The organism is Hyphomicrobium sp. NDB2Meth4, from assembly GCF_900117445.1.
GTDB lineage: Bacteria > Pseudomonadota > Alphaproteobacteria > Rhizobiales > Hyphomicrobiaceae > Hyphomicrobium_A.
This window is the reverse complement of sequence record NZ_FPEJ01000009.1, coordinates 34,862-60,538: the sequence shown is the minus strand read 5'-3', so window position 1 is coordinate 60,538 and position 25,677 is coordinate 34,862. Positions and strand designations below refer to the sequence as shown.

Sequence of the window (25,677 nt, the reverse complement as noted above, 5' to 3'; positions counted from 1 at the left end):
TGCGAGTCTGCACCCCGCGCCTAATTGAGCAATCGCGCTCAGTGGCAATCGTCTTCTTCTTTAGTCGGACACCGAGAGGCCAGTCTGTCTTCTGATACGTCGAACGGACGCCGCATCATCGCGGAAACTGACCTCTTTTCCGCGCCGACCGCGCGAAAAATCCTCTGGCTCTTCGTAGGCCGTGATGAGGGATCACTGTTTACTGCTGCGCCGATGCTTGTGGCTGCGGCGGAGCGGCTTGCTCGTCGGCTCGGGCTCCGACATCGCCACCGTCTCGACGCGCGCCTTTGGCACCAGGTGCACGACCTTGTAGCCGCGCTTCTTGAGTTCGGCGAGAACCTCTGGGATCACCTTGGCGGTCTGCGGGTGGATGTCATGAAACAGCATGATGCCGCCGCCAGACTTGTCGAGCGCATTGAAGATATTCTTGAACATTCTGTCGGGCGAGCGATAGCGCCAGTCCAGTGAATCGGCATCGATGCCCATGACGGCGATGTTGCGCTTTGCGAGGTAGTCACGCACGCGCTTTGGATCGCTGAGATACGGAAAGCGGAAGAACGGCGCGACGCCCTCGGGCAGCGTTGCCTCCGCGAGGTTGATCGCGCTTTCGATCTGCGACTTCGACCGGTCGAGGGAAATTGCGCCGAGGTTGCGATGCGACCAGGTGTGCGTGCCCACCGTATGGCCTGCCGCCTGGACCTCCTTCGCGATGTCGGGGAAGTTCTTGATCATCTCTCCGAGCTCGAAAAAGGTCGCCTTCGTGCACTGCTCGGCGAGCGCCTCGAGAATCGGACGCGTGAACTTTGGATGCGGGCCATCGTCGAAGGTGATGACCACCTCGCCCTTCTCTAGCAGCTTCGTCGGCGGATACTGCTCGCCATAATCGCCGCCCCCGGTCGTGTCGACCTCTGCAACACGCGAGACCCCGAGTTTACCGGTGCAGTCGATAGCAGGCTTGGCTTCTGGCGCGGCCTTGGCCGTGTCGTCCGTCGATGGCTGCGCAACGCCGGCAGCGGCATCGGCGTTGACCGGGTGAATGTTTTCCGCGGCGCCGGCAAGGCTGGCCGGGAGCGTCAGAACGGTCGCGAGAAGCAGCATTCTCATAGTCGTCGATCCTTTGCCCAAGGCCGTGAGCGGGGCGGCAACGCGGAAGGCGGAGATTATAGGGGCAGCATCCCGCATCGCGCTTAACGTCGATGAAATGTCGTCCGGGGACGCGACGAATTCCCGGTGCAATCCTTTTAAGGCCAGCCCTGATGGTTGGACTAGCCATCCTGAGGTCGAGTGCGATCGCAGGGCAGCCAGTGTTGCCTCCCGGTCATCGCTCGGCTGGAGCATATGCATCGCGATGGCCGCAGCGGCAGCGTTGCCGCTCGACAAGGCGTGGCGGCTAAGCCTTATTCGCGGCGACATCCGGAGGAGCGAGACTTCCCATGCCGTTTGCGAACATATCTCCCCAATTGACCCCGATCCTGCTCCTTTCCCTCTCCAACGTCTTCATGACGTTCGCCTGGTACGGGCACCTTCGCTTCAAGGACCAGCCCCTCTACCTGGTCATATTCGTCTCCTGGCTGATCGCCTTCTTCGAGTACTGCCTCGCCGTGCCGGCGAACCGCTATGGCAGTGCGGTCTATTCGGCGGCCGAGCTGAAGACCATGCAGGAAGTCATTACTCTGACCGTGTTCGCGGTCTTTTCGGTGCTTTATCTGAAGGAGCCGATCACCCTCAATCAGGTCATTGGCTTCGCACTGATCGCGCTGGGCGCATTCTTTGTCTTCTCGGGGCGCACCTGAAGCAGTTATGGTTCGCACCACGACAACGACGTTCCCATAACCGTTCGAGGAGATCCCATGGCCGAAACGCGAATTGCGCTCGTTACTGGAGCCAACCGTGGCATTGGCCTTGAGATCGTGAGGCAACTGTCGCGTGTCGGATTGCTTGCGGTTCTGTGCTCGCGCGACGTCGATAAGGGGCGTGAGGCGGCCGCCAAGCTCGCCTCGGAAGGGCTGGAACCCCCGGTCGTGGCCCTAGACGTGACGAGCGACGAGAGCATCAGCGCGGCTGTCGACGAGGTCATGAACCTGTTTGGCCGCATCGACGTGCTGGTCAACAACGCGGGAGTGCTTTGGGAAGGGCAGTCGCCCGACGATTCGAAAGTGCTCGACGTATCTCCGCAGCTTGTGCGCGAGACCTACGACACCAACGCCGTTGGCCCGCTTCGCATGATAAAGGCGGTCGTGCCCATCATGCTCAAAGGCGAGTACGGCCGCGTCGTCAACGTCTCATCGGGCGCCGGCCAGCTCTCCGATATGCAGTCGGGTTATCCCGCCTATCGAATGTCCAAGGCAGCGCTCAATGCGCTGACACGCGTGACGGCAGCTGAGTTGGGGCCAGTCCCGATCAAGGTCAATGCCATGTGCCCGGGCTGGGTTCGAACCGAGATGGGCGGTCCAAACGCGACCCGCACGGTCGAGCAGGGCGCCGAAACGGCCGTCTGGCTGTCTACGCTTCCAGATGCCGGGCCAACCGGCGGCTTCTTCCGTGATAAGGCGCCCATCCCCTGGTGATCGCCTGATGGAGCGTCACACCCCGCGCACCAGATTGCCCACCATCAGTGTGATGTAGGCGGTGATGGCCAGCCAGAATTCCTGGTGCGGCAGATAGCGAGGCACGCCGACGAAGCCCAGCTTCGTCACAAGCGCCAGCAGCGCCAGCGTCAGCGAAATAAGAAAAATGGCGATGGTCGGCGGATTGAGACGCATAGCATAACCCCCCATTGGCAGCGGCGACGCTTGCAGCCGCCAAGTCGCTAAAGCGCGCTCCGGGCGCGGCGCGATCCTATCATGCGGCCCCAGCGTGAAGGCAATACGGCAGCCCATGCGCGAGTGATGACATTGGGAAGAGGCAGTCGGAAACGCCAGAAGGGCACCGGGCCAAATGCCCGCTCACCGCGCGTGCATCGTCGCTAGCTGCTCGACGAGCTCGTATCAGCTAGTGCAACCGGAAAATCAGAGGGTCCGCGCAGCTTTGACGGCCGACAATGCCGGCAACTCCTCGCCCGCCTCCAGCAGGAAGCGAACCGGGCGCGCCTGAGGATTGGCCTCGTCCCGGCAGGTCACAAGGATAAGCGGCGTCGGATGAGCCGTCGATGAAACCGGCAACACCTGATTGTCTAGCCGGTCGACCGTAACGACGTTGAGCACGCGCTGGGTGCCGTTCGAGGAAATGGTGATGCGATCGCCGACCGATACCGGCTTCGCCGTTGCGGTGCCGGCGTCATGGACAACGTGGGTCAGCCAGAATTCTTCGGTACCGGCGACAACCGGCGCAGCCCGCTTGGCCCCAGCGTCAGCATCCATATTGGCGATCGCGCGCTGAAATCCACGCTCTACCACCGCTTCGCCATTGCCCAAGGTCACCGCGGCAGCGCCCAGACCGGCGGCCGAAAGACCCAGAACGGCGATCGGGAGGTTCTTGCGAAGTGCGCCCGTGCCCATGATGTGCTCCCGCTTTCTTGCCCCGTGCCCGAACCCGGGCGCCTAGAAGGGTACAATACAGCTTCCCTTCCTTACCAGAATGTTAGGTGTGGAGAGGAGACCGTCAAGGGTTCCCAGCAGAACCAGGGTCTCCCCTCCACGACACTTCACCGCGGGGAGGCGTACTCGCGGCGAAGGTGTCGGATGAAAGCCAGGTTGAGTGCAGCCATGGCCGAGAAGACCGCGGCCAGCAGGCCAACCGCCACATTTCGGGTGATCTGCCTCGGGGCGCTGAAAGACGCGGCCTGAGGCACGGGAACGGCCGTTGCGACAACTGCCGCTGCGATCAGCGGGTTGTCATCCAACGAGAATTTCAGGAGGTCACCGGCACTCGAGCTGACCGAAAGCAGTCCGCTCAGGCGCTGCGTCGCGACCGAATTGCGTTCAATTGCTCCCAGAGCCACCGCGAAGGTGAGAAACAACAGCAGACCGACAGTAGCATCGGCTGTTGTTCTAAGGATCAACCTCAAGGGTCCCGAATTCGACATGGCATGAGGCCTTCTCGTCTTGCGCAGGGAATGATTCCACACGCTTTTCATTCTGGGATCGTTGCCCCCGTTCATGGCGGGCGTTGGGACACATTGTGGCGATTGCTGCGTATTCTTTTGATTAATGCGGGTCAGCCTGTGCCTGTGGCGCGTTGGTCACTCGACCTTAGTCCAGCTAAGCATTTCCGGCATTCGACCTGCGCTCATGACGCAACGGCCGATGTATTGAAGTCACCGCGCGCTGCAGATAGTGTCCGCGCCGCTCGCGCCGAAAAAGCTATCGAAAGGCTTTCACAATGGGTTTCATCGCCGACAGCTTGAACCGCATTCAGCCCTCCGCCACCATCGCGGTCTCGACGAAAGCGCGGCAACTGAAAGCAACCGGCCGGGACGTCATCTCGCTGTCTGCCGGCGAGCCTGATTTCGATACGCCCGATAACATCAAGCAAGCCGCCGTGAAGGCGCTCGCTGACGGCCTCACCAAGTACACCGACGTCGATGGTACGCCCGAACTCAAGGCGGCAATCGCGCGCAAGTTCAAGCGCGAGAACAACCTCGACTACAAGCCGAACCAGATTTCCGTCGGCACCGGCGGCAAGCAGGTGATCTACAACGCCCTGCTGGCGACGTTGAACCCGGGCGACGAGGTGATCATCCCGGCGCCGTGCTGGGTGTCTTATGCCGATATCGTCATGCTTGCGGATGGCAAGCCGGTGTTCGTCGACACCAAGATCGAGGACGGTTTCCGCCTGAAGCCAGAGGCGCTCGAAGCTGCCATCACCCCGAAGACGAAGTGGATCATCTTCAACTCGCCGTCGAACCCGACCGGCGCCGCGTATTCGCGCGACGAGATCAAGGTTCTGACCGACGTGCTCCTGAAGCACCCCGATGTCTGGATCCTGACCGACGACATCTACGAGCACCTGCTCTATGACGGACTGAAGTTCCACACCATCGCCGAAGTAGAGCCGGGCCTCTTCGATCGCACCCTGACGGTCAACGGTCTCTCGAAGGCGTACTGCATGACCGGCTGGCGCCTTGGTTATGCCGGCGGTCCGGTGAAGCTGATCGACGCGATGCGCAAGCTGCAGTCGCAGTCGACGTCAAACCCGTGCTCGATCACTCAGGCGGCTGCAGTCGAGGCACTCGATGGCCCGCAAGATTTCATCGCCGAGAACAATGCCAAGTTCGTCGAGCGCCGCGATCTTGTCGTGTCGATGCTGAACCAGGCGGCCGGTCTCAAGTGTCCGAAGCCGGAAGGCGCATTCTACGTCTATCCGAGCTGCGCCGGCACGATCGGCAAGACGACCCCGTCAGGGAAGGTGATCGCCAACGACGAGGATTTCGTCACCGCGCTGCTGGAAGACGAGGGCGTCGCCGTGGTGCACGGCGCGGCGTTCGCATCCTCGCCGGCATTCCGCGTCTCGTACGCGACCTCCAAGGAAATCCTGGAGGACGCCTGCCGGCGCATCCAGCGCTTCTGCGGCAATCTCCGCTGACGCGGGAGTGAGAAACGGCCGCGAGATTCAATGCAGGGCGTGCCGCTACTGGCGGCTCGCCTTCGCGGCAACACTCATTGTCTTAGCGGCGAGCTGGCTTCTCTCGTGAGCAAATAAAAAGGGCGCGCAGATTGCGCGCCCGCGGGCGGTCATTTCGAGGGGCTTCAGGCTGCTGCCCGGTGCGCCCAATGCTCAGACATGAACTGAAGCCACATACGGCGCACCGAACGCTGGGCGCTGGCAATCTTTCCGCGCTGAACTGGCCGCACCACGATGGCTGTAGACGGCAGCCGCGCTGTCATCGGCCGCGTCTCAGCGACATCCTCTGCCGCCATGGCATAACCCGCTGCGTGGGCTGCCGACATGAGAGTCTTGATACTCATCGCACGCCTTCTCTTTCTGGGCTGCCTGCCGCAGGCTGCCCTGGCTCTCCGCTGCACGAACCAGTGAATTCATAATGAGCCAATTAGGTTCCCGAGCAAGTAATTTCGATTGTGCTGCGCAGAACTGGAGAGACGAATTCTTCGCTGACGTTGTGCGATGCAATATTCAAGCTTTTATGACTTACCTCAACAACTCGACGATCTTTTGCAGTTCGGCTCTTGCAAGCAATCCCGCGCGGCGCGAACATTGATCTAGTCGCGCTCCTCCCAGAGGCGCGAGGCGCGCGACCGCGACGCGGGTGCGTGCGCCTCCAACCAAGGAGGAAAGCAGATGGCACAGTCCGAAGTCCCTAAAGCGGGAGCCAATGGGAGCCCCCGCTCCCGCTGCATCGCACTTGTCGGTCCCTACCTCAGCGGCAAGACCACTCTCCTCGAAAGCATCCTGGCCCGCACCGGAGCCATTATCCGCCAAGGCAGCGTTTCTGACCGGACTTCGGTCGGCGATGCCAGCCCCGAGGCCCGCGACCACGGGATGAGCGTGTCCCTCAACGTCGCCGACACCACCTTCCTCGGCGACAACTTCACCTTCATCGACTGCCCAGGCTCGATAGAGTTCCAGCACGAAGGCGCCATCGCGCTCACCGCCTGCGACGCCGCCGTCGTCGTCTGCGAAGCCGATGCAAGACGCGTCCCCGCCCTGCAGATGATTCTCAAGCAGCTCGAAGACCGCGGCATACCTCACTTCCTGTTCCTCAATAAGATCGACGAGTCCGGACTTCCCCTGCGCGAACTTATCCCTCTGTTGCAGCCCGCGAGCGCACGCCCGCTTGTCCTGCGGCAGATACCCATCCGCGAAAACGGCGCCATCACCGGCTTTGTCGATCTCGCATCCGAACGCGCCTTCGTCTACCGCACCAACGCGCCTTCCGAGATTGTCGAGCTGCCAAGCTCCATTTCCGCGCGCGAGAAAGAAGCCCGCTTCCATATGCTCGAGCAGCTCGCCGACTACGACGACGAGCTGATGGAGCAGTTGCTGTCTGACCTGCCGACACCGCGCGACAAGATCTTCGAAGATCTGACGCAAGAGTTCCGCGATGGGCTCATCTGCCCGGTCCTGATCGGCTCGGCACGCGACAATCACGGCGTCTTCCGGTTGCTGAAGGCCCTCCGCCACGAGGCGCCGACAGTCGAGACCACGGCACGCCGCTTGAAACTCGAAAATGCCAAATCCGCAGCCTACGTAATGAAGACGCTGCATACCGCGCACGGCGGAAAGCTCTCGCTGGTCCGCGTACTCACCGGAGAGTTCGGCGATGGCACCACCGTCACCGGACCTGAAGGTCGCGACGAGCGTGCGGCCGGGGTGTTCAGCCTGCGCGGCGAAGAGCCGGTAAAACGTGGCCCCGCGTCCGCTGGCGAAACGGTCGCGCTCGGCCGCCTCGAAGGCATCAAAACAGGCGATACCATCAGTGCCGAGAAAGGCGGTGCGATCCAGGCGAAGGGCCCTGCCGCGCTGCCTCCGGTGTTCGCCATCGGTCTCGGACTGAAAGACCGCAAGGACGAAGTGAAGCTGACGACGGCCCTCGCCAAGTTGCTCGAGGACGATCCCTCGCTATCCATCGAGACCAATAGCGACACGCATCAATTGCTGTTGTTGGGCCAGGGCGAAATGCACCTGCGCGTTTCGCTCGAGCGTCTGCAGCGCAAATACGGCGTCGCCGTTGAGCGCCAGCCGCGCCTCGTCCCCTACAAGGAGACGATCCGCGCAGCCACCCAGGTCCGCGGGCGCCATAAGAAGCAATCGGGGGGCCACGGCCAGTTCGGCGACGTCGTACTGGAAATCAAGCCGCAACCGCGCGGGGCTGGGTTCGCGTTCTCGGAAAAGATTACCGGAGGCGTCGTCCCGCGCCAGTTCATCCCGTCTGTCGAGACCGGCGTGAAGGACTTCCTCCAGCACGGACCTCTGGGCTTCCCGGTGGTCGATGTTTCGGTGACGTTGCTCGATGGCTCGTACCACACGGTCGATTCATCCGACATGGCGTTCCGCCAAGCGGCACGCATCGGCATGTCGGATGGCTTGCCCAAGTGTTCGCCGGTTTTATTGGAGCCCGTCATGGCGGTCGAGATCGCGGTGCCGAGCGAGGCGACGGCCCGCGTCAACGCCATCATCGCGCAACGCCGCGGGCAGATCCTCGGCTTCGACTCCCGTGAGGGGTGGAACGGCTGGGACGTCGTGCAGGCGCAGATGCCGGCCTCGGAGATGGAGAGCCTCATCGTTGACCTGCGCTCGGCCACCTCGGGCGTGGGCACCTATACCGCCCATTTCGACCATCTCGCCGAACTCAGCGGCAGGCTGGCCGATCAGGTGCTCTCGGCCCATCGCCCCGCAGCCGAGTAGCGAACTTTGTCATCCCGGAAGCCGCGAGCGCAGCGAGCGGCTATCAGGGACCTATCGTTAAGTGTGGCGAAGCCTCGCCATTGGGCTTCGCCGCCTTAGCCGGCTCTCGCTTTCACCCGCTGCGATCACTCGCCCGGGATCACAACGCCAAAAACGGGATAAACTCGGCCGCAGCGGTCGAAGATTCGCCTCGGGAGGATACGTGCACCCCTACATCTGGATCGCCGCCGGCAGCGCGCTGGGCGGCATGGCGCGCTACTGGTGCACGGGGGCTATGGCTCGCCTGTTCGGAGAGACGTTTCCCTGGGGCACGTTGGTGATCAACATCTTGGGCTCGTTCATCATCGGCTTCTTCGTCGCCCTCACCAGCCCGGAAGGCGGCCGCTACGTCGTCGATCCCAACATCCGCGCGTTTGTGACTGTCGGCTTCTGCGGCGGGTTCACCACCTTCTCGGCCTTCAGCCTGCAAACCATGGTGCTGATGCAGGAAGGGGAATGGCTGCAAGCTGGCGGCTATATCCTCGGCTCGGTGGCTCTGTGCCTGCTCTTCGTCTGGCTCGGCAACGCCATCGCGACGCAGCTCAATCCGCTGTAGGTTTAATCTGTGTCGGGAGCGTTGAGGCTTCCTTTGCTCTTGCGATCCTATCAATGAGCCATGGCAGGCTCTGATCGCGCGTCATATGCAACTGGCTTTTCCGACCTCGACGAAGAGGTCGGGCCGATCCCGTTGGTCGTACGCGGCGAGTTCCCCGCGTGGCTCCAGGGCACGCTCCTTCGCAACGGTCCGGCGAAGTTCGATATCGGCAGCACCACCGTCAATCACTGGTTCGACGGTCTGGCGATGCTGCATCGCTTCGAGTTCGGCGGCGGCAACGTCACTTATACCAACCGCTTCTTGCGGTCCGAGGCCTTCACTGAGTCAGTGGCCGAAGGTCAGCTGGCGCTCGGCGGCTTTGCAACGGATCCGTGCCGGACGCTGTTTCAGCGCGTCGCTTCCGTGTTCTCGCCGCACTACACCGACAATGGCAACGTCAACATCGACGTATTCGGCGGCGCGACCGTCGCTCTCACCGAAACCACGTTGCCCGTGCGCTTTGATCCGCAAACGCTGGCGACCATGGGGCAGGCGCCCATCAGTGCCGACGTCGGAGGCCAGCTCTCCATCGCCCATCCTCATCACGATAAGTCGCGTGGGTGCCGATTCAGCTACGTCGTCAAATTCGGCCCGCACTCGCATTACCGGCTGTTCGCCATCCCCGACGATGGCTCGCCCGAACGCGTCATAGCGGAGATGCCAGTCGACAAGCCCGCCTACATGCACTCGTTTGCGATGACCGAGCGCTATCTCATCCTCACCGAGTTTCCGATCGTCGTCGACCCGCTGAAGCTGCTGCTTGCGCTCTCACCCTTTATTCGCAATTACGAATGGCAGCCGGAGCGTGGCTTACGCTTCCACGTATTCGATAAGGACACTGGCGAGCTGATCGCGACACGCTCAGCGAAGGCGGCATTCGCATTCCATCACATCAACGCCTTCGAGGATGGCGACAACCTCCAGATCGATGCCAGCGTCTACGACGATCCGACCATCATCGATCAGCTCTATTTGGCGCCACTGCGCGCTGGCGAGACTATTGCCGCGATCGGTCGCCCGATACGCTTCACGCTCGCTCTCGATCATGATGCCCCCGTCACCAGCACCGTCATCGCCGATGAGATGCTGGAGTTGCCGCGCATGGACTACGACCGTTGCGCAGGTCGTCCCTATCGCTACATGTGGGGCGCTGGACAATCGCCCGGCGGCTCTTTCCTCGACAGCATCGTCCGCGTCGATGTCGCAAAGGGCGAGACCAGCCGCTGGTTCGCCGAGGGGTGCTTCCCGGGCGAGCCCGTATTCGTAAGCCGGCCTGGGGCGGATCAAGAAGGGGAGGGCGTGCTGCTGTCCGTTGTGCTCGATGCCATCAAAGGCACCTCTTCCCTGCTGCTGCTCGATGCCCGCACGCTTTCCGAGATCGCGCGCGCAGAATGCCCCCACAAGATCCCATTCGGTCTGCACGGCAACTTCTACCCCGACGCGTAATCAGGCTGCGACATTGCGGTCGGGCAGCCGTTGACACAAACGTGTCGGCGGCGACGAATAGCGTGCGTTACCGATTAGCTAGGCTACGTTCCGAGCCACATGGGAGACGGGAATAATGGGTAGGTCACGACGAGTTGGCATGGCTGCACTGTCATTGGTGCTGCTGGCGGCACCGGCTTCAGCCGAGGACTCCGAACCCGAAAAGCTCATCAACGCGCTCAACAACCTATTCGGCGCTCACGCGAAGATGCGCGCGGCCCACACCAAGGGCATCTGCATCAAAGGCAACTTCACTCCGACTCCCGAGGCAGCCAGCCTCAGCAAGGCGCCGCAGTTTGCCGCCCCGGTGCCGCTCATCGGCCGCTTCTCGCTCGGCGGCGGCAACCCGATGGCGTCCGACAGCCAGAAGGACAACGTGCGCGGCATCGCCATGCACTTCCAGTTGCCCGACGGCAGCAACTCCGATCTGCTCTTGATCTCGGCGCCCATCTTCGCGGCCAAGACGCCCGAGGATTTCCTGGCGCTGCTGACAGCCGTCGCCAGCAAGGACAAAGACAAGATCGGCGCCTACTTCAAGGAGCACCCTGAATCCACACGCCAGGGCGCTTGGTTGAAGGCCCGACCGACACCGGCGAGCTACGCCACGGCCGACTATTTCGGCGTGCACACGTTCTACCTCACCAACGCCAAGGGCGAGCGCCAGGCTGTGAAGTGGAAGGCCGAGCCGGTTGGCGGCTTCGTCGGCCTCAGCGACAAAGACGCGGAAGCGAAAGGCACCGACTTCTACGCCAAGGAGCTCAACGATCAGTTCGCCAAAGGCCCAGTCGCCTTCAATCTCTATGCTGTCCTCGGCCAGCCCGGTGATCAGGACGACGACCCGACCGCCGAATGGCCCGCGGACCGCAAGAGCGTGAAAGTCGGCACCATCTCGTTCAGCGGCCTTGAGCCGGCTGCAACGTGCGATGAGGGTATCTTCGATCCCAACGTCGTCGCCGATGGCATCGAGCCTTCACCCAACGACAAGATCCTGCCGATGCGTTCGCTCGACTACGCCGTCTCTTTCGGGCGCCGCACGCAGTAACAGCTAAGCGGCGGCGCGCTCTCTTTAGTGCGCCGCCGTATCGGCCTCCTCGCCCCAGATCTCCTTCAGCCGTGCATCACGCCGGCAGCCGACGCGATAGCGCTTGTAGTAAGCTTCGTTGTTGCTGTGGAAGTTCTGGTGATAGTCCTCCGCGGCGGTGAACGGCCCGGCATCGACAATCTCAACGGCAATCGGCGTCGAAAAGCGGTGGCTCTGGTCGAGCGCCGCTTTGCTCTGCTGAGCGATCTGCTTCTGCTGCGGCGTATGCGCGAAAATCACCGGACGATACTCATCGCCGCGGTCACAGAACTGCCCGCCGCTGTCGAGCAGATCGACATGATGCCAGTAGTAATCGACGAGCTGCCCATAGCTCACGACCTTCGGATCGTATGTAACCTGCACGCTTTCCGCATGCCCTGTCTTGCCGCTTGAAACCTGGGCATAGGTCGGGTTCGCGGTGTGCCCGCCCATGAAGCCCGACGTCGTCGATTTGACGCCCGGCACCTTGTCGAAATCATACTCCATCGACCAGAAGCATCCGCCCGCAAACGTAGCGACCGACAGCGTCTCCGCAGCCGCGGGTGGAGATGCCGCCGTTGAAGCACCGTACGATGGGGACACAGCGAAGCTTACCGCCGCGACGATAACCGCGGCGCTGAGGGGGATAAGGCGCATGGCAGTTTTCCTACGTGGTTTCGAGGTAGCGAAGCCCCGCGCCGATAGCGACCAGCGCAAGGCCAATCCAGATAGCGATGATGACGAAAGCCGCGCCCCGGCTCGGAGCAAGGCGCGCGTCGGTTGCGGTCGCGCGATGCTCGGCAAGCACGTCCGCGGGAATGAGCCGAACCGCCAGAAGAATTCCCAGCGGAACTAAAATGAGGTCGTCCAGGTATCCGATCACCGGAACAAAATCCGGGATCAGGTCGATCGGCGACAGCGCATAGGCTGCAACAGCCAGCGCCACCGCCTTGGCGTACCAGGGCACGCGCGGATCACGCGCCGAAAGATAGAGCGCATGCACGTCCCGCTTGATGCTGCGTGCCCAGCTGCGCAGGCGCCCCATGATCGAAGCATCGGCCGATGTCGTCATTATAGCGCCTCCGCTGGTCGGTTCATCCACTGGCCTTCGGCACGAACTTCAGCGCAACGCCATTCATGCAGTAGCGCAGTCCCGTCGGTGGCGGGCCGTCCTCGAACACGTGGCCCAGGTGTCCTCCGCAGCGCCGGCAATGAATCTCCGTGCGCGTCATGAAGAAGCTCTTATCGACAGTATCGCCCACTGCATTGTCGAGCGGCTTGTAGAAGCTCGGCCAACCGGTGCCGCTGTTGAATTTGGTCTCCGAGGAGAACAGCGGCAGGTCGCAGCCCGCGCAATCATAGGTGCCGTCGGCATAGTTCTTGTCCAGCGGGCTCGTTCCGGCGCGCTCGGTCCCGTGCTCGCGCAGCACCTGGTACTGCTCGGGCGTCAGAATGCGGCGCCATTCCTCGGGCGTCTTGGTAACCTCGAACTTGGTATCGGTGGCTGTGGTCATTTTCTCCTCGTCAGCGTAGGCAAGCGGCCCACGCAATCCGCTGGCGGCGGCAGCAGCCAGGCCCAGACTTCCAATAGTGCGGAGACTGGCAAGGCCGAATGTCCGACGGGTCAGCATTGGCACCTCCCTGGTGCATTTGACGCCGGCTGTTGCTGCGCCGGCTTCTTGTTGGTGTTGCTCCTGAATACGCAGCAGCACCACCTTCGTTACATTAGAAAAGCTTCATGACGGCTGGAAATGAATTCAGCGCGTGATCTGCACGGGGCATTCGACCACGATCTCTTCCTCGCTCAGCTGGCAGCGGTAGGCGACCGCCTCGACCCCGGCATCGGCCGCCGCCTTGAATGCCGCAAGATAGATGGGGTCGATGTCGCCTGAGATCGAGAAGGTCTGCGCGTCCGCGCGCTGCACCAGATAGACCATCACGGCGCGGTGCCCTTGCGCGACCATGCTTGCCAGTTCGGCCAAGTGCTTTGCGCCGCGCGAGGTCACGCTGTCAGGGAACTCGGCGCAGCCGGAGCGGCGCATCAGGTGCACGTTCTTCACTTCGACGTAGCATAGCCCGCGACGGTCATCCTCGAGCAGCAGATCGACGCGGCTCGCCGCGCCGTACTTCACCTCGCGCCGCGAGCCGGCATACCCGGTAAGCTCCGAAATCGTCCCGGCCAAGATGGCCTCGGCTACCAGCTTGTTGGGATGCATCGGATTGATGCCGACCAGCGTCGGCCCGCCGCCAAGGTCCGCCTCGACCATCTCCCAGGTGTGCGGATACTTCCGGCTCGCAGCATCACTGCGCGACAGCCAAACCCGCGCGCCCGGGCTCGCAAGCCCCAGCATCGACCCGGTATTAGGGCACGCGCACGTGATCCGCTCGCCGTTATCCAGCACCACGTCGGCAAGGAAACGCTTGTATCTTTTCTCGAGGCGGCCGCGCACGAGCGGGGAGGGGAATCGCATGCGAGGAGCCTAAGTGCTAAGAGAGCCAACCGCCAACTGGGAGAACCCACCTTGAGTAGCGAGGAGATCGTCACGGCAGCGGTTCTGGTGATCGGCGACGAGATTCTCTCGGGCCGCACGCCCGACCGCAACATCAATTATATCGCCGCCCATTTGACGCGCGTGGGCATCCGCCTGCGCGAGGTGCGCGTCGTCGCCGATGACGAGCCTGCGATCGTCGCGGCCGTAAACGCCCTGCGCAAAAGTCACGACTATCTCTTCACCACAGGCGGCATCGGACCGACCCACGACGACATCACCGCAGATGCCGTTGCGAAGGCCTTCGACGTCCCGATCGATCATGATCCCCGCGCTGTCGAATTGCTCATGGCCTACTTCGCGCGACGCGGCATCGAGGCCACTAGCGCGCGACTGCGAATGGCGCGCATTCCGCTCGGTGCCGAGCTCATCACCAACATCGTTTCCGTTGCGCCCGGCTTCATGATCGACAACGTGATCGTGCTCGCCGGCGTGCCCGATATCATGCAGGTGATGCTCGACGACGTGACGCCGAAATTGCGCACGGGAGCCAAAATGCTCACCGAAACGATCCAGCTTCAGCGCCCTGAAGGCGAAGTCGCGGACTTATTCGCTGCCCATCAAAAAACATTTCCAGATGTTGCAATGGGTAGCTATCCGTCATTTGCCGACGGACGTGTCTCTACGCAACTCGTTCTGCGCTCAACAGATTCAGCATTGCTCAAAGGCGCGCGGGAAGAATTGGAACGCGTTCTTGCATCGCGCGGATTAATCTAAAAATCGCGGCCATGCGTCGCAGCGGCGGCTTTACGCAGTGATTCGCCGCGTTATCTCCTCTTCCTGCTGTTTGATGCAAGCCGCTCCGGGGGGAGTTGGCGCGGAACATAAGCTTCCGCTCCTTCGTTCTCGCGGCGCAAAAAAGAAACAACGACGGAGTTCTGTAATGGCGTGGAAACCATCCACCTGGGCGAAGCGCGTTCGCCTGGCGTGCATCGCCTCGGTCGCCTCTGCGATCGCCGCGGTGGCCATTCCGGCAGTCATGACATCGCCGGTCGAGGCGAAGACGCCGGGTAAGACCTATTGCTTCGTTGGCAAATGCCATCGCGTTAAAACTATTGAAGAGACGCAGGCGCTGGTGGGCGTCGAGCAGTCTGTCACTGCCTCTCACTACGACGACTGCAGTAAAGATCGTTATAATCCGTGTGGCCTGACTTCCTCGGGAGAGCGTTTCCACCCTGATCGTCCGGACAACACGGCGAGCCCCATCTATCCCGATGGCACGCAGCTCCTCGTCTGGAGCCCATCCAACAAGCGCGCTCTCGTCGTACGCGTGAACAATGCTGGTCCCTATTGGGGTAACCGCACGCTCGACCTTTCGCGTGCAGCCGCCCGCAAGCTCGGCTTTGAAGGCGACGGCGTTGCCAAGCTGAAGGTGAAGGTGATCAAGGCACCGGAGCCTGAGGAAGCCCGCTACAAGAAGAACCGCGAATACGATCCGGTCCCTGGTGACATCGGCCAGTATGCAAGCCTCGATGATGCGCAGCGCGGCATGGCCGTCGTGCTCGCCTTCAAGGCTACGACCGGCTCGCCGTTCGCGCCTGTCACGACCGCTAATGCGTTCTCTGGTCAGAGCGTCGGCGCTGGCAACATGCTCGTTGCCGAGGCCCCGCAGGCGATGGGTCGCGTCATGACCATCGCTTACACGCCTGCCAGCACGTCGCTGGCTTTCGGCGGCTTCACCACGCAGAGCCACAACGACCACGGCATCTTGCAGTCGCGCACGCATCTGTCCGCCAATCAGTCCCGCTGGGACGAGGACCGCGTGATCGATGGCCCCGTGAAGCTCTCTGCGAATATTCCGCCGGTAACTGAGACGTCCTCCATCACTGCCGTCGCGCCGAAGAAGAAGCACGACGACGCGAAGGCGAGCGCCAAGGCAAAGCTCGCCGCGGCTGCCTATGACGAGGAAGCCAAGGCGAAGAAGAAGTCATCGAAGTCGGCATCGAAATCGAAGTCGAAGTCGAGCAAGTCGGCTAGCAAGTCGCGCCGCTCGCGGACTGACCAGGATGTTGCCAGCTACGAAGGTCGCTCCAGCCGCAGTGGCTATCGCGATGATCGCGGGTCATACCGTCCTCGCGTCGCCTATGAATCCGGCTATTCGCCCTATGGCCACAGCGACGGCGGCCGCAGCGCCGGCCAGACGATGCAGGACAACTTCCGTCCGCTCTAATCTGGTCAAGACATCACAAACGGAAGCGATCGCAAGGTCGCTTCCGTTTTGATTCCGCCGATAGCGGAAATGAGCGCTGAAGCGCTAAAATTAGAGAAGATGCGAGGCAGGAAGCCCGAACGAGCCGCTATCGTCATAGCGGAAGAACAGCTCGTATTCTGCTTCGAGCGTATCCAGAAACATCGCCGCAAGGTCCAGCAGCGGGCCCAGCGGAATGCGCCGCGCGACAAGGAAGTCCTCGCCAGCCACCAGCGGTGTCGTGTCGGAAAGTGCGGGCGCGTCCGCCGGTATCATGCCCCGGCTGCGCACGTAGGCTAGGAGATCGCTCCCCGCATCGAAATCTGCTGCGCTGACGTCCGCGCACTCCTCCACGGCATCGAGCAGCACCGCCGTTCCGCCAAGATAGAGCCGCGCCATCAATGCGAACCGCTCTTCGCTTTCCGCGACCTCCTCGGCCCATTCGCGCCCCTTGAGGACGCGTGAGATCAGAGCCAGCTCGAAGGTACGGATGCGCTCGATCGCCGAGCGCTGCCCTTCGCGCAACTCAGCGATCTTTTCGGGCTCGCGCGGAGCCGCCCCCGGCCAGATGAAGAGCACGCCGGTGAGGTCCTCGCCCGCGGCAAGCGCGGCATCCAAGTGCTCGGCCAGCAGATAAATGCTGGCCGGAGCCTCGAGGCGCTTCATCGAATCGTCATCGCTCATCGCGTCCCCCGCGCGGAACATCCCCTCGGGATGCTGACGCGATTCCCTTGTCCATGCACGGCCTGTCCCCAGACCGTCCCCAGGCTGGTTCACAACGCCCGGTACGCACTGAACTGGAAATTGGAAGGGCCCCGAAAGGGGCCCATCCGTTGTTATTCAGGCATCTGCTCGCGATGGACAAGCCTGCAGCATGCGGGTGATCCACAACTGGTGCCGTTTGGCCGCCCGGTCGTATTCGCGCGCCCGCTCGTCTGCCTTGGCGACCTCCGTCGCCTTCATCTCACGCACCGAAAACGGGTTGATGCGCGCTTCGAGCAGTTCATCGAAACGACGCTGCCGAAGCTCGGCAGCCGTCATCTCGAACAGTGGGACAAGATCAGCGAGTTTGGTCATCGCCGCCTCCCTTACGAGCAGCCGCTCGTACCACCGCAGGTATCGCACTTGAGGCAGGTGCCGTTGCGAACCAGCGTGAAGTTTCCGCACTCGCGGCAGGCTTCACCCTCGTAACCGCGAATGCGTGCCTCCGCTCTCAGATCGGATTCGCGCGTCTTCACCTGAACCTCGGCGCGCGTCACCGTCGTGCGCGAGTACATCACCGATGTATCGGCCTTCAGTGCCGTTGCACCATCGCTCATCGGGTAGAGCGCCGTATCGCCTTCCACCACCGGGAACGACGATGAAACGACATCTTCGCTGAAGCTGTCGCGCATCTCCGCTTGGCTACGGCCACCCGATGCCAGCCGGAGGTTGCCGCGCATGAAGCCCTTCGAGACGACCTTGGTGACCTGCTCTGGCAGATCGAGGCCAAGCGTCTCGTCGGTCTCCTCGTCAGACGAGCCGAGGCCCGTCTCGCCGACGATCTCGCGCGGGTCGACGTGCGCCAGGTCGTGACGGCCGAGGTACGACACCGCAAGCTCACGGAAGATGTAGTCCAGCACCGACGTAGCGTTCTTGATCGTCTCGTTGCCGGTGACGAGGCCAGCCGGCTCGAAGCGCGTGAAGGTGAAGGCCTCCACGAACTCTTCCAGCGGCACGCCGTATTGCAGGCCGAGCGAGATGGCGATGGCGAAGTTGTTCATCAGCGACCGGAAGGCGGCGCCTTCCTTGTGCATGTCGATGAAGATCTCGCCCAGCTTGCCGTCCTCGTACTCGCCGGTGTGGAGGTACACCTTGTGGCCGCCGACGGTGGCCTTCTGCGTGTAGCTCTTGCGGCGGTTCGGCATCCGGTCGCGCTCACGCATCTTCGAGCGCTCGTTCGCCGACTTCAGCGAGGTTTCCAGCTCGGCAACGCGCTTCGCCAGCTTCTCGGCGGCAGCAAGTGCACGCTGCAGCTGCGGCTTGTCGGCCATCATCTGCTCGGCGGCATCTTCCTGCTCGTCGATGTCGTCGCCCAGCACCTGCGCGTTGAGCGGCTGGGACAGCTTCGAGCCATCGCGATAAAGCGCGTTGGCCTTCAGTGCCAGCTTCCACGACAGCATGTAGGACGCCTTGCAGTCCTCGACCGTCGCCTCGTTCGGCATGTTGATGGTCTTGGAGATCGCACCCGAGATGAACGGCTGCGCAGCGGCCATCATGTAGATGTGGCTGTCGACCGAGAGATAGCGCTTGCCCTTGCGGCCGCACGGATTGGCGCAGTCGAACACCGGCAGGTGCTCGACCTTGAGGTACGGAGCGCCTTCGAGGGTCATCGCGCCGCACACGTGCTCGTTGGCAGCCTCGATGTCCTTCTTGGAGAAGCCGAGCGCGGTCAGCAGGTCGAACGCCGGATCCTTCACCTTGTCCGCAGCGATCTTCAGCTTGGAGACGATGAAGTCCTCGCCCACCGTCCACTTGTTGAAGACGAACTTGATGTCGAATGCGCTTTCGAGCCCAGCTTCGATCTTCGCCAGCGCTTCGTCGTCAAAACCCTTCGCACGCAGCGTGGAGGAGTTGATGGCCGGAGCCTGAGCCAGCGAGCCATGGCCCACCGCGTAGGCTTCGATCTCAGCGATCTCCGCCTCGCGATAGCCCAGCGTCCGCAACGCTTCAGGCACTGCGCGGTTGATGATCTTGAAGTAGCCGCCGCCAGCCAGCTTCTTGAACTTCACCAGCGCGAAGTCGGGTTCGATGCCGGTCGTGTCGCAATCCATGACGAGGCCGATCGTGCCGGTCGGCGCGATGACGGTCGCCTGAGCATTGCGGAAGCCGTGCGCCTGTCCGAGCGCGATGGCGCGGTCCCAAGCACGTTTTGCAGCGTCGATCAGCGCAACTTCCGGGCACGACTCGTGGTCGAGCGGCACCGGATTGGTTTCGAGCTTCTCATAGCCGTCCCTGAGCCCGTAGGCGGCGCGGCGATGGTTGCGAATGACGCGCAGCATGTCGGCAGCGTTGGCGTGATAGCCGGCGAACGGGCCAAGCTCGCGCGCCATCTCCGCCGAGGTCGCATAGGCGACACCGGTCATCACGGCCGAGATCGCACCGCAAATGGCGCGGCCGGGAGCCGAGTCGTAACCAATGCCGCTCGCCATCAGCAGGCCGCCGATGTTCGCAAACCCGAGACCCAGTGTCCGATAGCGGTAGGAAAGCTCAGCGATCTGGCGCGACGGGAATTGCGCCATCAGCACTGAGATTTCCAGCACGATCGTCCACAGCCGGCATGCGTGCTCGAAACCGGGAACATCGAACGTGCCGTCCTGCTGACGGAACGTCATCAGGTTGACGGAGGCGAGGTTGCACGCAGTGTCGTCGAGGAACATGTACTCCGAGCACGGGTTCGATGCGCGGATCGGACCCGACTTGGGGCACGTGTGCCAGTCGTTGATCGTGGTGTGGAACTGGATGCCAGGATCGGCCGAGGCCCACGCCGCAAAGCCGATCTGCTCCCAAAGATCGCGTGCCTTCAGCGTCTTGTGGGGCTTGCCCGAGAGGCGAGACTTCAACACCCAGTCGCCGTCTTCCTCGACGAGGTTCAAGAACTCGTCGGTGACGCGCACCGAGTTGTTGGAGTTCTGGCCGGACACGGTCAGATAGGCTTCAGAATCCCAATCAGTGTCGTAGGTCGAGAATTCGATGTCGCGGTAGCCCTGACGCGCGAACTGGATGACGCGCAGGATGTAATTGTTCGGCACCTCGTCGCGACGCGCTTCCTTGATGGCACGCTTCAGAGCCGGGTTCTTGGCGGGATCGAAGCAGGCATCGCCATCCGCATCGCAGTTGACGCACGCCTTCATCACCGCGGCCAGACGCTTCTGGCAGATCTTCGAGCCGGCGACGAGGGCAGCAACCTTCTGCTCCTCCTTCACCTTCCAGTTGATGTATTCCTCGATGTCCGGATGGTCGACGTCGACGACGACCATCTTGGCGGCACGGCGCGTCGTGCCGCCCGACTTGATCGCGCCGGCCGCGCGATCGCCAATCTTGAGAAAGCTCATCAGGCCCGACGACTTGCCGCCGCCTGACAGCTTCTCGTTGGCGCCGCGCAGGCTGGAGAAGTTGGAGCCGGTGCCGGAGCCATACTTGAACAGGCGCGCCTCGCGCACCCACAGGTCCATGATGCCGTTTTCGTTGACGAGATCGTCAGCGACCGACTGGATGAAGCAGGCGTGCGGCTGCGGATGCTCATAAGCCGAATCGGAAACCGTCAGCTTCCCCGTTTCGAAGTCGACGTAGAGATGTCCCTGGCCCGGGCCATCGATGCCATACGCCCAGTGCAGGCCGGTATTGAACCACTGCGGGCTGTTCGGCGCCGCCATCTGCATGGCGAGCATGTAGCGCATCTCGTCATAGAACGCGCGTGCATCTTCCTCGGTCGTGAAATAACCGCCCTTGATGCCCCAGTAGGTCCACGTGCCGGCGAGGCGGTCGAACACCTGCCGCGCGTCGCCCTCACCGCCGTAGCGCTCCTCCTTGGGCAGCTCGGCCAGTGCCTTCTCGTCGGGCACTGAGCGCCAAGCCCAGGACGGGATCTGGGTTTCCTCCACCTTCTTCAGGCGGCGAGCAACGCCGGCCTTGCGGAAGTACTTCTGCGCGAGAATGTCGGCGGCGACCTGGCTCCACTGCGCCGGCACCATGAAGCCGTCGAGGCGGAAGACGATCGAGCCGTCCGGGTTCTTGATCTCGCTGGTTGCGCGGCGGAATTCGATCAGGTCGTAAGGCGAGGCATCTGCAGTGGTGAAGCGCCGCGTGATCTTCATAAGTGTCCCCCGGTTGGCATGTCGGGGCGTCTACGAGAAACAAGAAAACGCCATGAGTTCTGTCAGTCGTCTGCGGTCGGCGGCAGGCACAACTTCCCCGTCAGCGAAAACGCCTGTTTCCAGCGTCATCGCCTGCCGCTTACGCGTTGTTTGGAGTGGGTCGTACGGACCCGATACTGGTGGGCAACAAGAGCATTGGGGCGGGCCGCCACCCCATGTCCGTCGCGTCGATGCCAAAGCTGGCTCGATTCGGCGGATGCGTCTACCAGTAGTAGGGTTGCTGCCACATCGGCAATAGCGACACACAAGATGTAGATAGACGCTCAAGTAAGCGCTGGGTAAGTCGGGGATTTCCTGTGGGGCGTTGCGCCCAGAACCCGGCCTAAGGCCTTGGAAATAAAGAGCCAGCGCGGGTGTTGAGAACGGGTGCCGCCAAATGGCCTCTAAACTCCAAGCTAGGGCGATTCCGGGGGCGGCAGACACCGGCGCGACCTTCGTTGCATATCAGGTGTGGCGCATCTGCCGCGCTAAGCTGGATCGGGTGGCCGCATTGCCGTTTGAGGCGAGATCGGTCATGTTGCGGCAGCGAAACAGCGGGCACGGGCAATGGGAATTTTCAGCGAGATCTTCTGCTGGTGGGGTGGCAACACCTGGGGCACGCGCCTGACGATCTGGCGCCAGGGGCGCCTCGTCGGCAAAGACGAGTTCGGCAACCGCTACTACGAGCAGCGGAAGGGCACAGGACCGCTCGATCGCCCGCGCCGCTGGGTCACCTACACGGATATCTCCGAGGCCTCGAAGGTGCCTCCAGGCTGGTACGGCTGGCTGCACTACATGGTCGACACGCCACCGACCGAAGAGAACTACGTACCCCGGCCCTGGCAGCGCCCGCACCTCCCGAACGAGACCGGCACGCCCAACGCCTATCGTCCACCAGGTTCTATTCTGGCCGCCGGCACCCGCCCCAAGGCGACCGGCGACTACAAGCCCTGGCGCCCAGAAGCGTGACGTTTAGCGTGACGTTCCGCGTGAAGCATGGCGTGCGGCCGATCGCCAAAGCGCCCCGGCTCCCCATTTCGGCCCCACTCGCGCGCGAGGGAAAGGCAGAGCAGGGAGCCGCACAGCAGCGCGGCACAGCAAGCATGGCGCCCACTACCGCAGCAAGGCATACGCGCACCGCCATGATCATGGCAGCCGCCGCTGTGACGGCCTCCGTTGCCATCCCCGCCCACGCTGACCGTATCGAGAACGGCGTCGCTGTCTTCTCGGCTCTCGACAAGGTGACGGCGCGCACCTCCAAGTTCGAGGTTCCGCTCAACACGACGGTGCAGTTCGGTGCGCTGAAGGTCACGCCGCGCGTGTGCTATTCCCGCCCGCCTGAAGAGCAACCAAAAACGACGTCTTTCGTCGAGGTGGACGAGATACAACTCGACGGTCAGGAAAAGCGCATCTTCACTGGATGGATGTTCGCCGAAAGCCCGGGGATCAACGCCGTCGAGCATCCCGTCTTCGACGTGTGGCTGACGGCATGCGAGAAGCCGAAAGGCACGATCGCGCAGCGCGCCAATCCCGATGATCCCAACGCGGCTGCCACAGATGCGCCGGCCATGCCCGAGGAAGATCCGTTCGCACCTCGCCGCCGCGTACGTCGCTGATCGCCCCTCGCGCGGGCGCACTTTCTATCAAATTTTCCCTGTTTCCATGCCGCGCACCTCATCGCGCGCTTACCGGCATCCGCAGTTCGTCTGGAAGACGAGCGCCAGCGCCTCCACTCTCGCTTCCTCACAAGGAAAAAAGAGAACGGAGTACTGCTCATGTTTCCAAGGCTAGTCCTTTCGCTCGGGCTACTGCTTGCCGCTGGAGCGTTCATCGCTCAGCCCGCGTCAGCGAAGATCAAGGTCGACGCCGCGCTGATGAAGACGCTCGATCCTGACAACGACGGCACTGTCGATATGAACGAAGCCAAGGCCGCCGCCGCCACCGAGTTCAAGCGGCTCGACAAGGACAACGACGGCACGCTCGACGCCAAGGAGCTGAAGGGCCGGCTCGACAAGTCAGCGATTAAGAAGGCCGACCCGGATAACGACGGTACGCTCGACCTCAACGAGTACACCGCCATTGTCGAGAAGGACTTCAAGGCCGCCGATCCCGACAACGACGGCACGCTCAGCGAGGCCGAGCTCAAGTCGAAGAAGGGTCAGAAGTTCTTGAAGCTCGTGTGACCGCGCTGGGTCACGGAGCAAGCGCGGGCCGGAACAGTTTCGGCCCGCATATCATTCAGACTTCGCCGATCATCGCTGCGGCGCGCGGCGCAAAGTATGTGAGGATGCCCGCAGCGCCTGCGCGCTTGAAAGCGAGCAGGCTCTCCATCATCACTGCATCGCCATCGAGCCAGCCTGCCTGCGCAGCCGCCTGCAGCATCGCGTACTCACCCGACACCTGATAGGCGAACGTCGGCACGCGAAACGTCTCTGACACCCGGCGCACGATATCGAGATACGCCATGCCGGGCTTCACCATGATGAGATCGGCGCCCTCGGCAAGATCGAGCGCCACTTCTCGCAACGCTTCATCGGTGTTGGCGGGATCCATCTGATACGAGCGCTTGTCGCGCTTCTTCTGCGATGACGCCAGCGTGACGGAAGATCCGACAGCATCCCGGAACGGACCATAGAAAGCCGACGCGTATTTCGCGGCATATGCCATGATCAGCGTGTTGGCATAGCCGTTCTCTTCCAGTGCAGCACGGATTGCGCCGACACGGCCGTCCATCATGTCGGACGGCGCCAGAATGTCTGCGCCTGCCTCAGCCTGTACCAGCGACTGGCGCACCAGCGCTTCGATTGTCTCGTCGTTGACGATCTCGTCGTCGCGCATCAGTCCGTCATGGCCGTGCGACGTGTAAGGATCGAGCGCAACGTCCAGCACGATGCCGATATCGAGGCCAGCCTCCTTCACCGCGCGCGTCGCCCGGCAGACGAGGTTCTCGGGATTGAATGCCTCACGTCCATCGTCGGAGCGCAGCTTCGGTTCGGTATTCGGAAATAGTGCGATCGCCGGAATGCCGAGCCCCATGGCCTGCTCTGCCGCCGCGACGATGTTGTCGACCGAAAGCCGGTCCACGCCAGGCATCGAAGCGATCGGCACGCGCTTGTTGCTTCCCTCAATGACGAACAGCGGCCAGATCAGATCATCGACGGTCAGCCGGTGTTCGGCGACCAGCCGGCGCGACCATCGCGTCGACCGCGCGCGGCGAAGCCGTATGCTGGGAAAGGCCCCGAGCGCGCCGCCGCCTTCGGCGGTATTCGAGCGGCGGGGGTTGGTGTCGAGCTGCTGAGCAGGGGGGCGCGGTTTCATGGGGTCTCATCCGAGGCGGCCAATCCGGCCCAACCTGCTGCAACTCAACGCAACAGGCCGGCTTTGGCAAGCGAAGCACCGCTTCTAGCGACGTCTACTTAGTCGCAGATCTTCTTAATCTTTCGCTCGGCCATGTCGACGTGGAAGTGATTGCGATGCATCTCGTTGGCTTCCGGGCCGAGCGTGGTGCCGAATATGCGGCAGGCAGCAGCGTGAGCCTCGCGCAGGAAGCCGGCCTGGGCCGGATCAGGAGTGGAGGACAACGCTGCAAGCGCTGCCTTGCTCAGCTTGATCGGTTTGGTGCCCGCCGTCGCAACGGACTGCTTCGGCGCCTTGTCCGCGCCGGGTGACTTATCCGCGGGCCCGCCCAGCCGAGCGGCCTTCTGATGCTGATTGACGCCGCCGGGCAGGATAGCGGCCACCACGTCGCTGCCGTCCAGGCGTGAAGGCTTGAGGATGCTGTGGCTGTCGGCTGACGGGGCGGTCTTGCTGGGGTCGGTCGCCTTCGCTTTCGCCGCTTCGGCGAGCGCGAGCTGTTGCTCTTTGATCAGCTTGGCTTTGGCCAGATCCCGCTCTGTAGCGCCCCAGCCGGTCAAAACAACAACTTGCCGCCCTTTGTCGGTCTCGAAGCCGCGGATATCGAGTGCATCGACATAGGCGTGCTGGCTGAGTTTTTTTCCGATGCGACCAAGCGCAGTGCGGCAAGAATAGTCGCTCATCACCCCGATTTTGGTGATGCGACCGCCGAGTTGGCGGCGCGCCAGGGTTTGCAGATCGCGCGTAATCCACTGATTGAGCGGGGCGACCATGCCGCAATTGATGAGTGCGGCAGGCTCGAACGTGACGTTTGACAGCTTGCTTAGCCGGATTGGAGCCGGATCGCCGCAGTCGCCGTCCTTGATGGGCGCCTCGTAGGTGTAAACGGCAGCCATATGTTTCAGCGCGGCGACGCAGCGCGACTTCGCCGCGGCAATTTCAGCCGGGCTCCAGACGTCGGCCGGCGGGGCGGTAGAGGCCTTAGCATCTTTGCGCTCAGGCAGCGGCGGGACTTGCGCCGGCTCGACCTTCGGTGCGGGCTGCTTTGCAATGGCAGGGTTCAAGGGCCCCGCGAGCACACCAAGCGCCACCGTCAGCCCTGCACCGAATCGCAACATATCTCGCGTCTCCACCGTTCGAGGGTGTGGCACGGCTTCTTCGGCCAAGGAAAAAGCGAATCGACCGCGCAAAGTTTCTTCGTAATCGCC

26 protein-coding genes are annotated in these 25,677 nt (G+C 62.6%); 12 read left to right on the top strand and 14 right to left on the bottom strand.

Annotated features, from left to right (window positions below; genetic code table 11):
* Positions 1-192 precede the first annotated feature (192 nt).
* Positions 193-1,104, bottom strand: coding sequence for a polysaccharide deacetylase family protein (locus NDB2M4_RS13605; RefSeq protein ID WP_171988104.1), 912 nt, complete (start codon positions 1,102-1,104; stop codon positions 193-195).
* A 329-nt stretch (positions 1,105-1,433) separates the two neighbouring features.
* Between NDB2M4_RS13605 and NDB2M4_RS13600 the strand changes: the two genes are divergently transcribed.
* Both NDB2M4_RS13600 and NDB2M4_RS13595 read left to right on the top strand, forming a co-directional pair.
* Positions 1,434-1,793 carry a DMT family protein gene (locus NDB2M4_RS13600; RefSeq protein ID WP_072376014.1) on the top strand — a complete coding sequence of 120 codons (360 nt, stop codon included), beginning with the start codon at positions 1,434-1,436 and terminating at the stop codon, positions 1,791-1,793.
* Positions 1,794-1,850: 57 nt separating this feature from the next.
* The gene (locus NDB2M4_RS13595; RefSeq protein WP_072376012.1) at positions 1,851-2,567 is read left to right on the top strand and encodes an SDR family oxidoreductase; all 717 of its coding nucleotides are present in this window, start codon (positions 1,851-1,853) and stop codon (positions 2,565-2,567) included.
* Positions 2,568-2,582: 15 nt separating this feature from the next.
* On the opposite strand, the gene NDB2M4_RS13590 is transcribed toward NDB2M4_RS13595, so the two are convergent.
* The 3 genes from NDB2M4_RS13590 to NDB2M4_RS13580 all read right to left on the bottom strand — a co-directional run bounded on the left by NDB2M4_RS13590 (position 2,583) and on the right by NDB2M4_RS13580 (position 4,075).
* Entirely contained in the window at positions 2,583-2,762 is a 180-nt protein-coding gene (locus NDB2M4_RS13590) for a hypothetical protein (RefSeq protein ID WP_072376009.1), read from the bottom strand.
* Positions 2,763-3,008: 246 nt separating this feature from the next.
* Positions 3,009-3,497 carry a sortase family protein gene (locus tag NDB2M4_RS13585; protein ID WP_072376007.1) on the bottom strand — a complete coding sequence of 163 codons (489 nt, stop codon included), beginning with the start codon at positions 3,495-3,497 and terminating at the stop codon, positions 3,009-3,011.
* A gap of 146 nt (positions 3,498-3,643) precedes the next feature.
* Positions 3,644-4,075, bottom strand: coding sequence for a hypothetical protein (locus tag NDB2M4_RS13580; RefSeq protein ID WP_139247278.1), 432 nt, complete (start codon positions 4,073-4,075; stop codon positions 3,644-3,646).
* Positions 4,076-4,320: 245 nt separating this feature from the next.
* Here NDB2M4_RS13580 and NDB2M4_RS13575 point away from each other — a divergent pair, with 245 nt between their 5' ends.
* Positions 4,321-5,523, top strand: coding sequence for a pyridoxal phosphate-dependent aminotransferase (locus NDB2M4_RS13575; RefSeq protein WP_072376002.1), 1,203 nt, complete (start codon positions 4,321-4,323; stop codon positions 5,521-5,523).
* 164 nt (positions 5,524-5,687) lie between these two features.
* Here the strand turns inward: NDB2M4_RS13575 and NDB2M4_RS13570 are convergent, their stop codons facing one another.
* Positions 5,688-5,906 (bottom strand): hypothetical protein, encoded by a 219-nt coding sequence (locus tag NDB2M4_RS13570; RefSeq protein WP_072376000.1) that lies wholly within the window; start codon positions 5,904-5,906, stop codon positions 5,688-5,690.
* A gap of 331 nt (positions 5,907-6,237) precedes the next feature.
* Here NDB2M4_RS13570 and NDB2M4_RS13565 point away from each other — a divergent pair, with 331 nt between their 5' ends.
* The 4 genes from NDB2M4_RS13565 (at position 6,238) to NDB2M4_RS13550 (ending at position 11,465) form a co-directional block, all read left to right on the top strand.
* Positions 6,238-8,304 carry an elongation factor G gene (locus tag NDB2M4_RS13565; protein ID WP_072375998.1) on the top strand — a complete coding sequence of 689 codons (2,067 nt, stop codon included), beginning with the start codon at positions 6,238-6,240 and terminating at the stop codon, positions 8,302-8,304.
* A 202-nt stretch (positions 8,305-8,506) separates the two neighbouring features.
* Positions 8,507-8,899, top strand: coding sequence for a fluoride efflux transporter CrcB (crcB, locus tag NDB2M4_RS13560; RefSeq protein ID WP_139247277.1), 393 nt, complete (start codon positions 8,507-8,509; stop codon positions 8,897-8,899).
* A 60-nt stretch (positions 8,900-8,959) separates the two neighbouring features.
* Positions 8,960-10,384 (top strand): carotenoid oxygenase family protein, encoded by a 1,425-nt coding sequence (locus tag NDB2M4_RS13555; RefSeq protein WP_072375996.1) that lies wholly within the window; start codon positions 8,960-8,962, stop codon positions 10,382-10,384.
* A 139-nt stretch (positions 10,385-10,523) separates the two neighbouring features.
* Complete coding sequence (locus NDB2M4_RS13550) at positions 10,524-11,465, top strand: catalase family peroxidase (protein ID WP_244536175.1); 942 nt, start codon at positions 10,524-10,526, stop codon at positions 11,463-11,465.
* Between the two features lie 24 nt (positions 11,466-11,489).
* Here NDB2M4_RS13550 and msrA read toward each other — a convergent pair whose 3' ends face one another.
* The 4 genes from msrA to sfsA all read right to left on the bottom strand — a co-directional run bounded on the left by msrA (position 11,490) and on the right by sfsA (position 13,954).
* Positions 11,490-12,140: a peptide-methionine (S)-S-oxide reductase MsrA gene (gene msrA, locus NDB2M4_RS13545; protein ID WP_072375992.1), complete on the bottom strand. Its 651-nt coding sequence runs from the start codon at positions 12,138-12,140 to the stop codon at positions 11,490-11,492.
* Positions 12,141-12,150: 10 nt separating this feature from the next.
* Positions 12,151-12,555 carry a YkvA family protein gene (locus NDB2M4_RS13540; protein ID WP_139247276.1) on the bottom strand — a complete coding sequence of 135 codons (405 nt, stop codon included), beginning with the start codon at positions 12,553-12,555 and terminating at the stop codon, positions 12,151-12,153.
* Positions 12,556-12,577: 22 nt separating this feature from the next.
* Positions 12,578-13,114, bottom strand: a complete 537-nt coding sequence (gene msrB / locus NDB2M4_RS13535; RefSeq protein ID WP_210186548.1) for a peptide-methionine (R)-S-oxide reductase MsrB — start codon at positions 13,112-13,114, stop codon at positions 12,578-12,580.
* 126 nt (positions 13,115-13,240) lie between these two features.
* On the bottom strand, positions 13,241-13,954 hold the full coding sequence (gene sfsA / locus NDB2M4_RS13530) for a DNA/RNA nuclease SfsA (protein WP_072375990.1): 714 nt from the start codon (positions 13,952-13,954) through the stop codon (positions 13,241-13,243).
* Between the two features lie 51 nt (positions 13,955-14,005).
* On the opposite strand from sfsA, the gene NDB2M4_RS13525 reads away from it, so the two are divergent.
* Together NDB2M4_RS13525 and NDB2M4_RS13520 are read left to right on the top strand one after the other, a co-directional pair.
* Complete coding sequence (locus NDB2M4_RS13525) at positions 14,006-14,749, top strand: competence/damage-inducible protein A (protein ID WP_139247275.1); 744 nt, start codon at positions 14,006-14,008, stop codon at positions 14,747-14,749.
* A gap of 166 nt (positions 14,750-14,915) precedes the next feature.
* Positions 14,916-16,202 (top strand): septal ring lytic transglycosylase RlpA family protein, encoded by a 1,287-nt coding sequence (locus NDB2M4_RS13520; RefSeq protein WP_072375988.1) that lies wholly within the window; start codon positions 14,916-14,918, stop codon positions 16,200-16,202.
* A 90-nt stretch (positions 16,203-16,292) separates the two neighbouring features.
* Here the strand turns inward: NDB2M4_RS13520 and NDB2M4_RS13515 are convergent, their stop codons facing one another.
* From NDB2M4_RS13515 to NDB2M4_RS13505, 3 genes are all read right to left on the bottom strand, one after another.
* Positions 16,293-16,904, bottom strand: coding sequence for a hypothetical protein (locus NDB2M4_RS13515; protein ID WP_139247274.1), 612 nt, complete (start codon positions 16,902-16,904; stop codon positions 16,293-16,295).
* 156 nt (positions 16,905-17,060) lie between these two features.
* On the bottom strand, positions 17,061-17,297 hold the full coding sequence (locus NDB2M4_RS13510; RefSeq protein ID WP_072375984.1) for a hypothetical protein: 237 nt from the start codon (positions 17,295-17,297) through the stop codon (positions 17,061-17,063).
* Between the two features lie 11 nt (positions 17,298-17,308).
* Positions 17,309-21,076, bottom strand: coding sequence for a vitamin B12-dependent ribonucleotide reductase (locus NDB2M4_RS13505; RefSeq protein ID WP_072375982.1), 3,768 nt, complete (start codon positions 21,074-21,076; stop codon positions 17,309-17,311).
* Between the two features lie 606 nt (positions 21,077-21,682).
* On the opposite strand from NDB2M4_RS13505, the gene NDB2M4_RS13500 reads away from it, so the two are divergent.
* The 3 genes from NDB2M4_RS13500 to NDB2M4_RS13490 all read left to right on the top strand — a co-directional run bounded on the left by NDB2M4_RS13500 (position 21,683) and on the right by NDB2M4_RS13490 (position 23,298).
* Entirely contained in the window at positions 21,683-22,084 is a 402-nt protein-coding gene (locus tag NDB2M4_RS13500) for an NADH:ubiquinone oxidoreductase subunit NDUFA12 (RefSeq protein WP_072375980.1), read from the top strand.
* Positions 22,081-22,731: a DUF2155 domain-containing protein gene (locus NDB2M4_RS13495; protein ID WP_348533041.1), complete on the top strand. Its 651-nt coding sequence runs from the start codon at positions 22,081-22,083 to the stop codon at positions 22,729-22,731. The genes NDB2M4_RS13500 and NDB2M4_RS13495 overlap by 4 nt, the downstream gene beginning before the upstream one ends.
* Before the next feature lie 258 nt (positions 22,732-22,989).
* Positions 22,990-23,298, top strand: a complete 309-nt coding sequence (locus tag NDB2M4_RS13490) for a penta-EF hand family protein (RefSeq protein ID WP_244536190.1) — start codon at positions 22,990-22,992, stop codon at positions 23,296-23,298.
* 55 nt (positions 23,299-23,353) lie between these two features.
* Here NDB2M4_RS13490 and hemB read toward each other — a convergent pair whose 3' ends face one another.
* Positions 23,354-24,433, bottom strand: a complete 1,080-nt coding sequence (gene hemB, locus NDB2M4_RS13485; RefSeq protein ID WP_083556346.1) for a porphobilinogen synthase — start codon at positions 24,431-24,433, stop codon at positions 23,354-23,356.
* A 98-nt stretch (positions 24,434-24,531) separates the two neighbouring features.
* Positions 24,532-25,587 carry an extensin-like domain-containing protein gene (locus NDB2M4_RS20495; protein WP_072375975.1) on the bottom strand — a complete coding sequence of 352 codons (1,056 nt, stop codon included), beginning with the start codon at positions 25,585-25,587 and terminating at the stop codon, positions 24,532-24,534.
* Positions 25,588-25,677 lie beyond the last annotated feature (90 nt).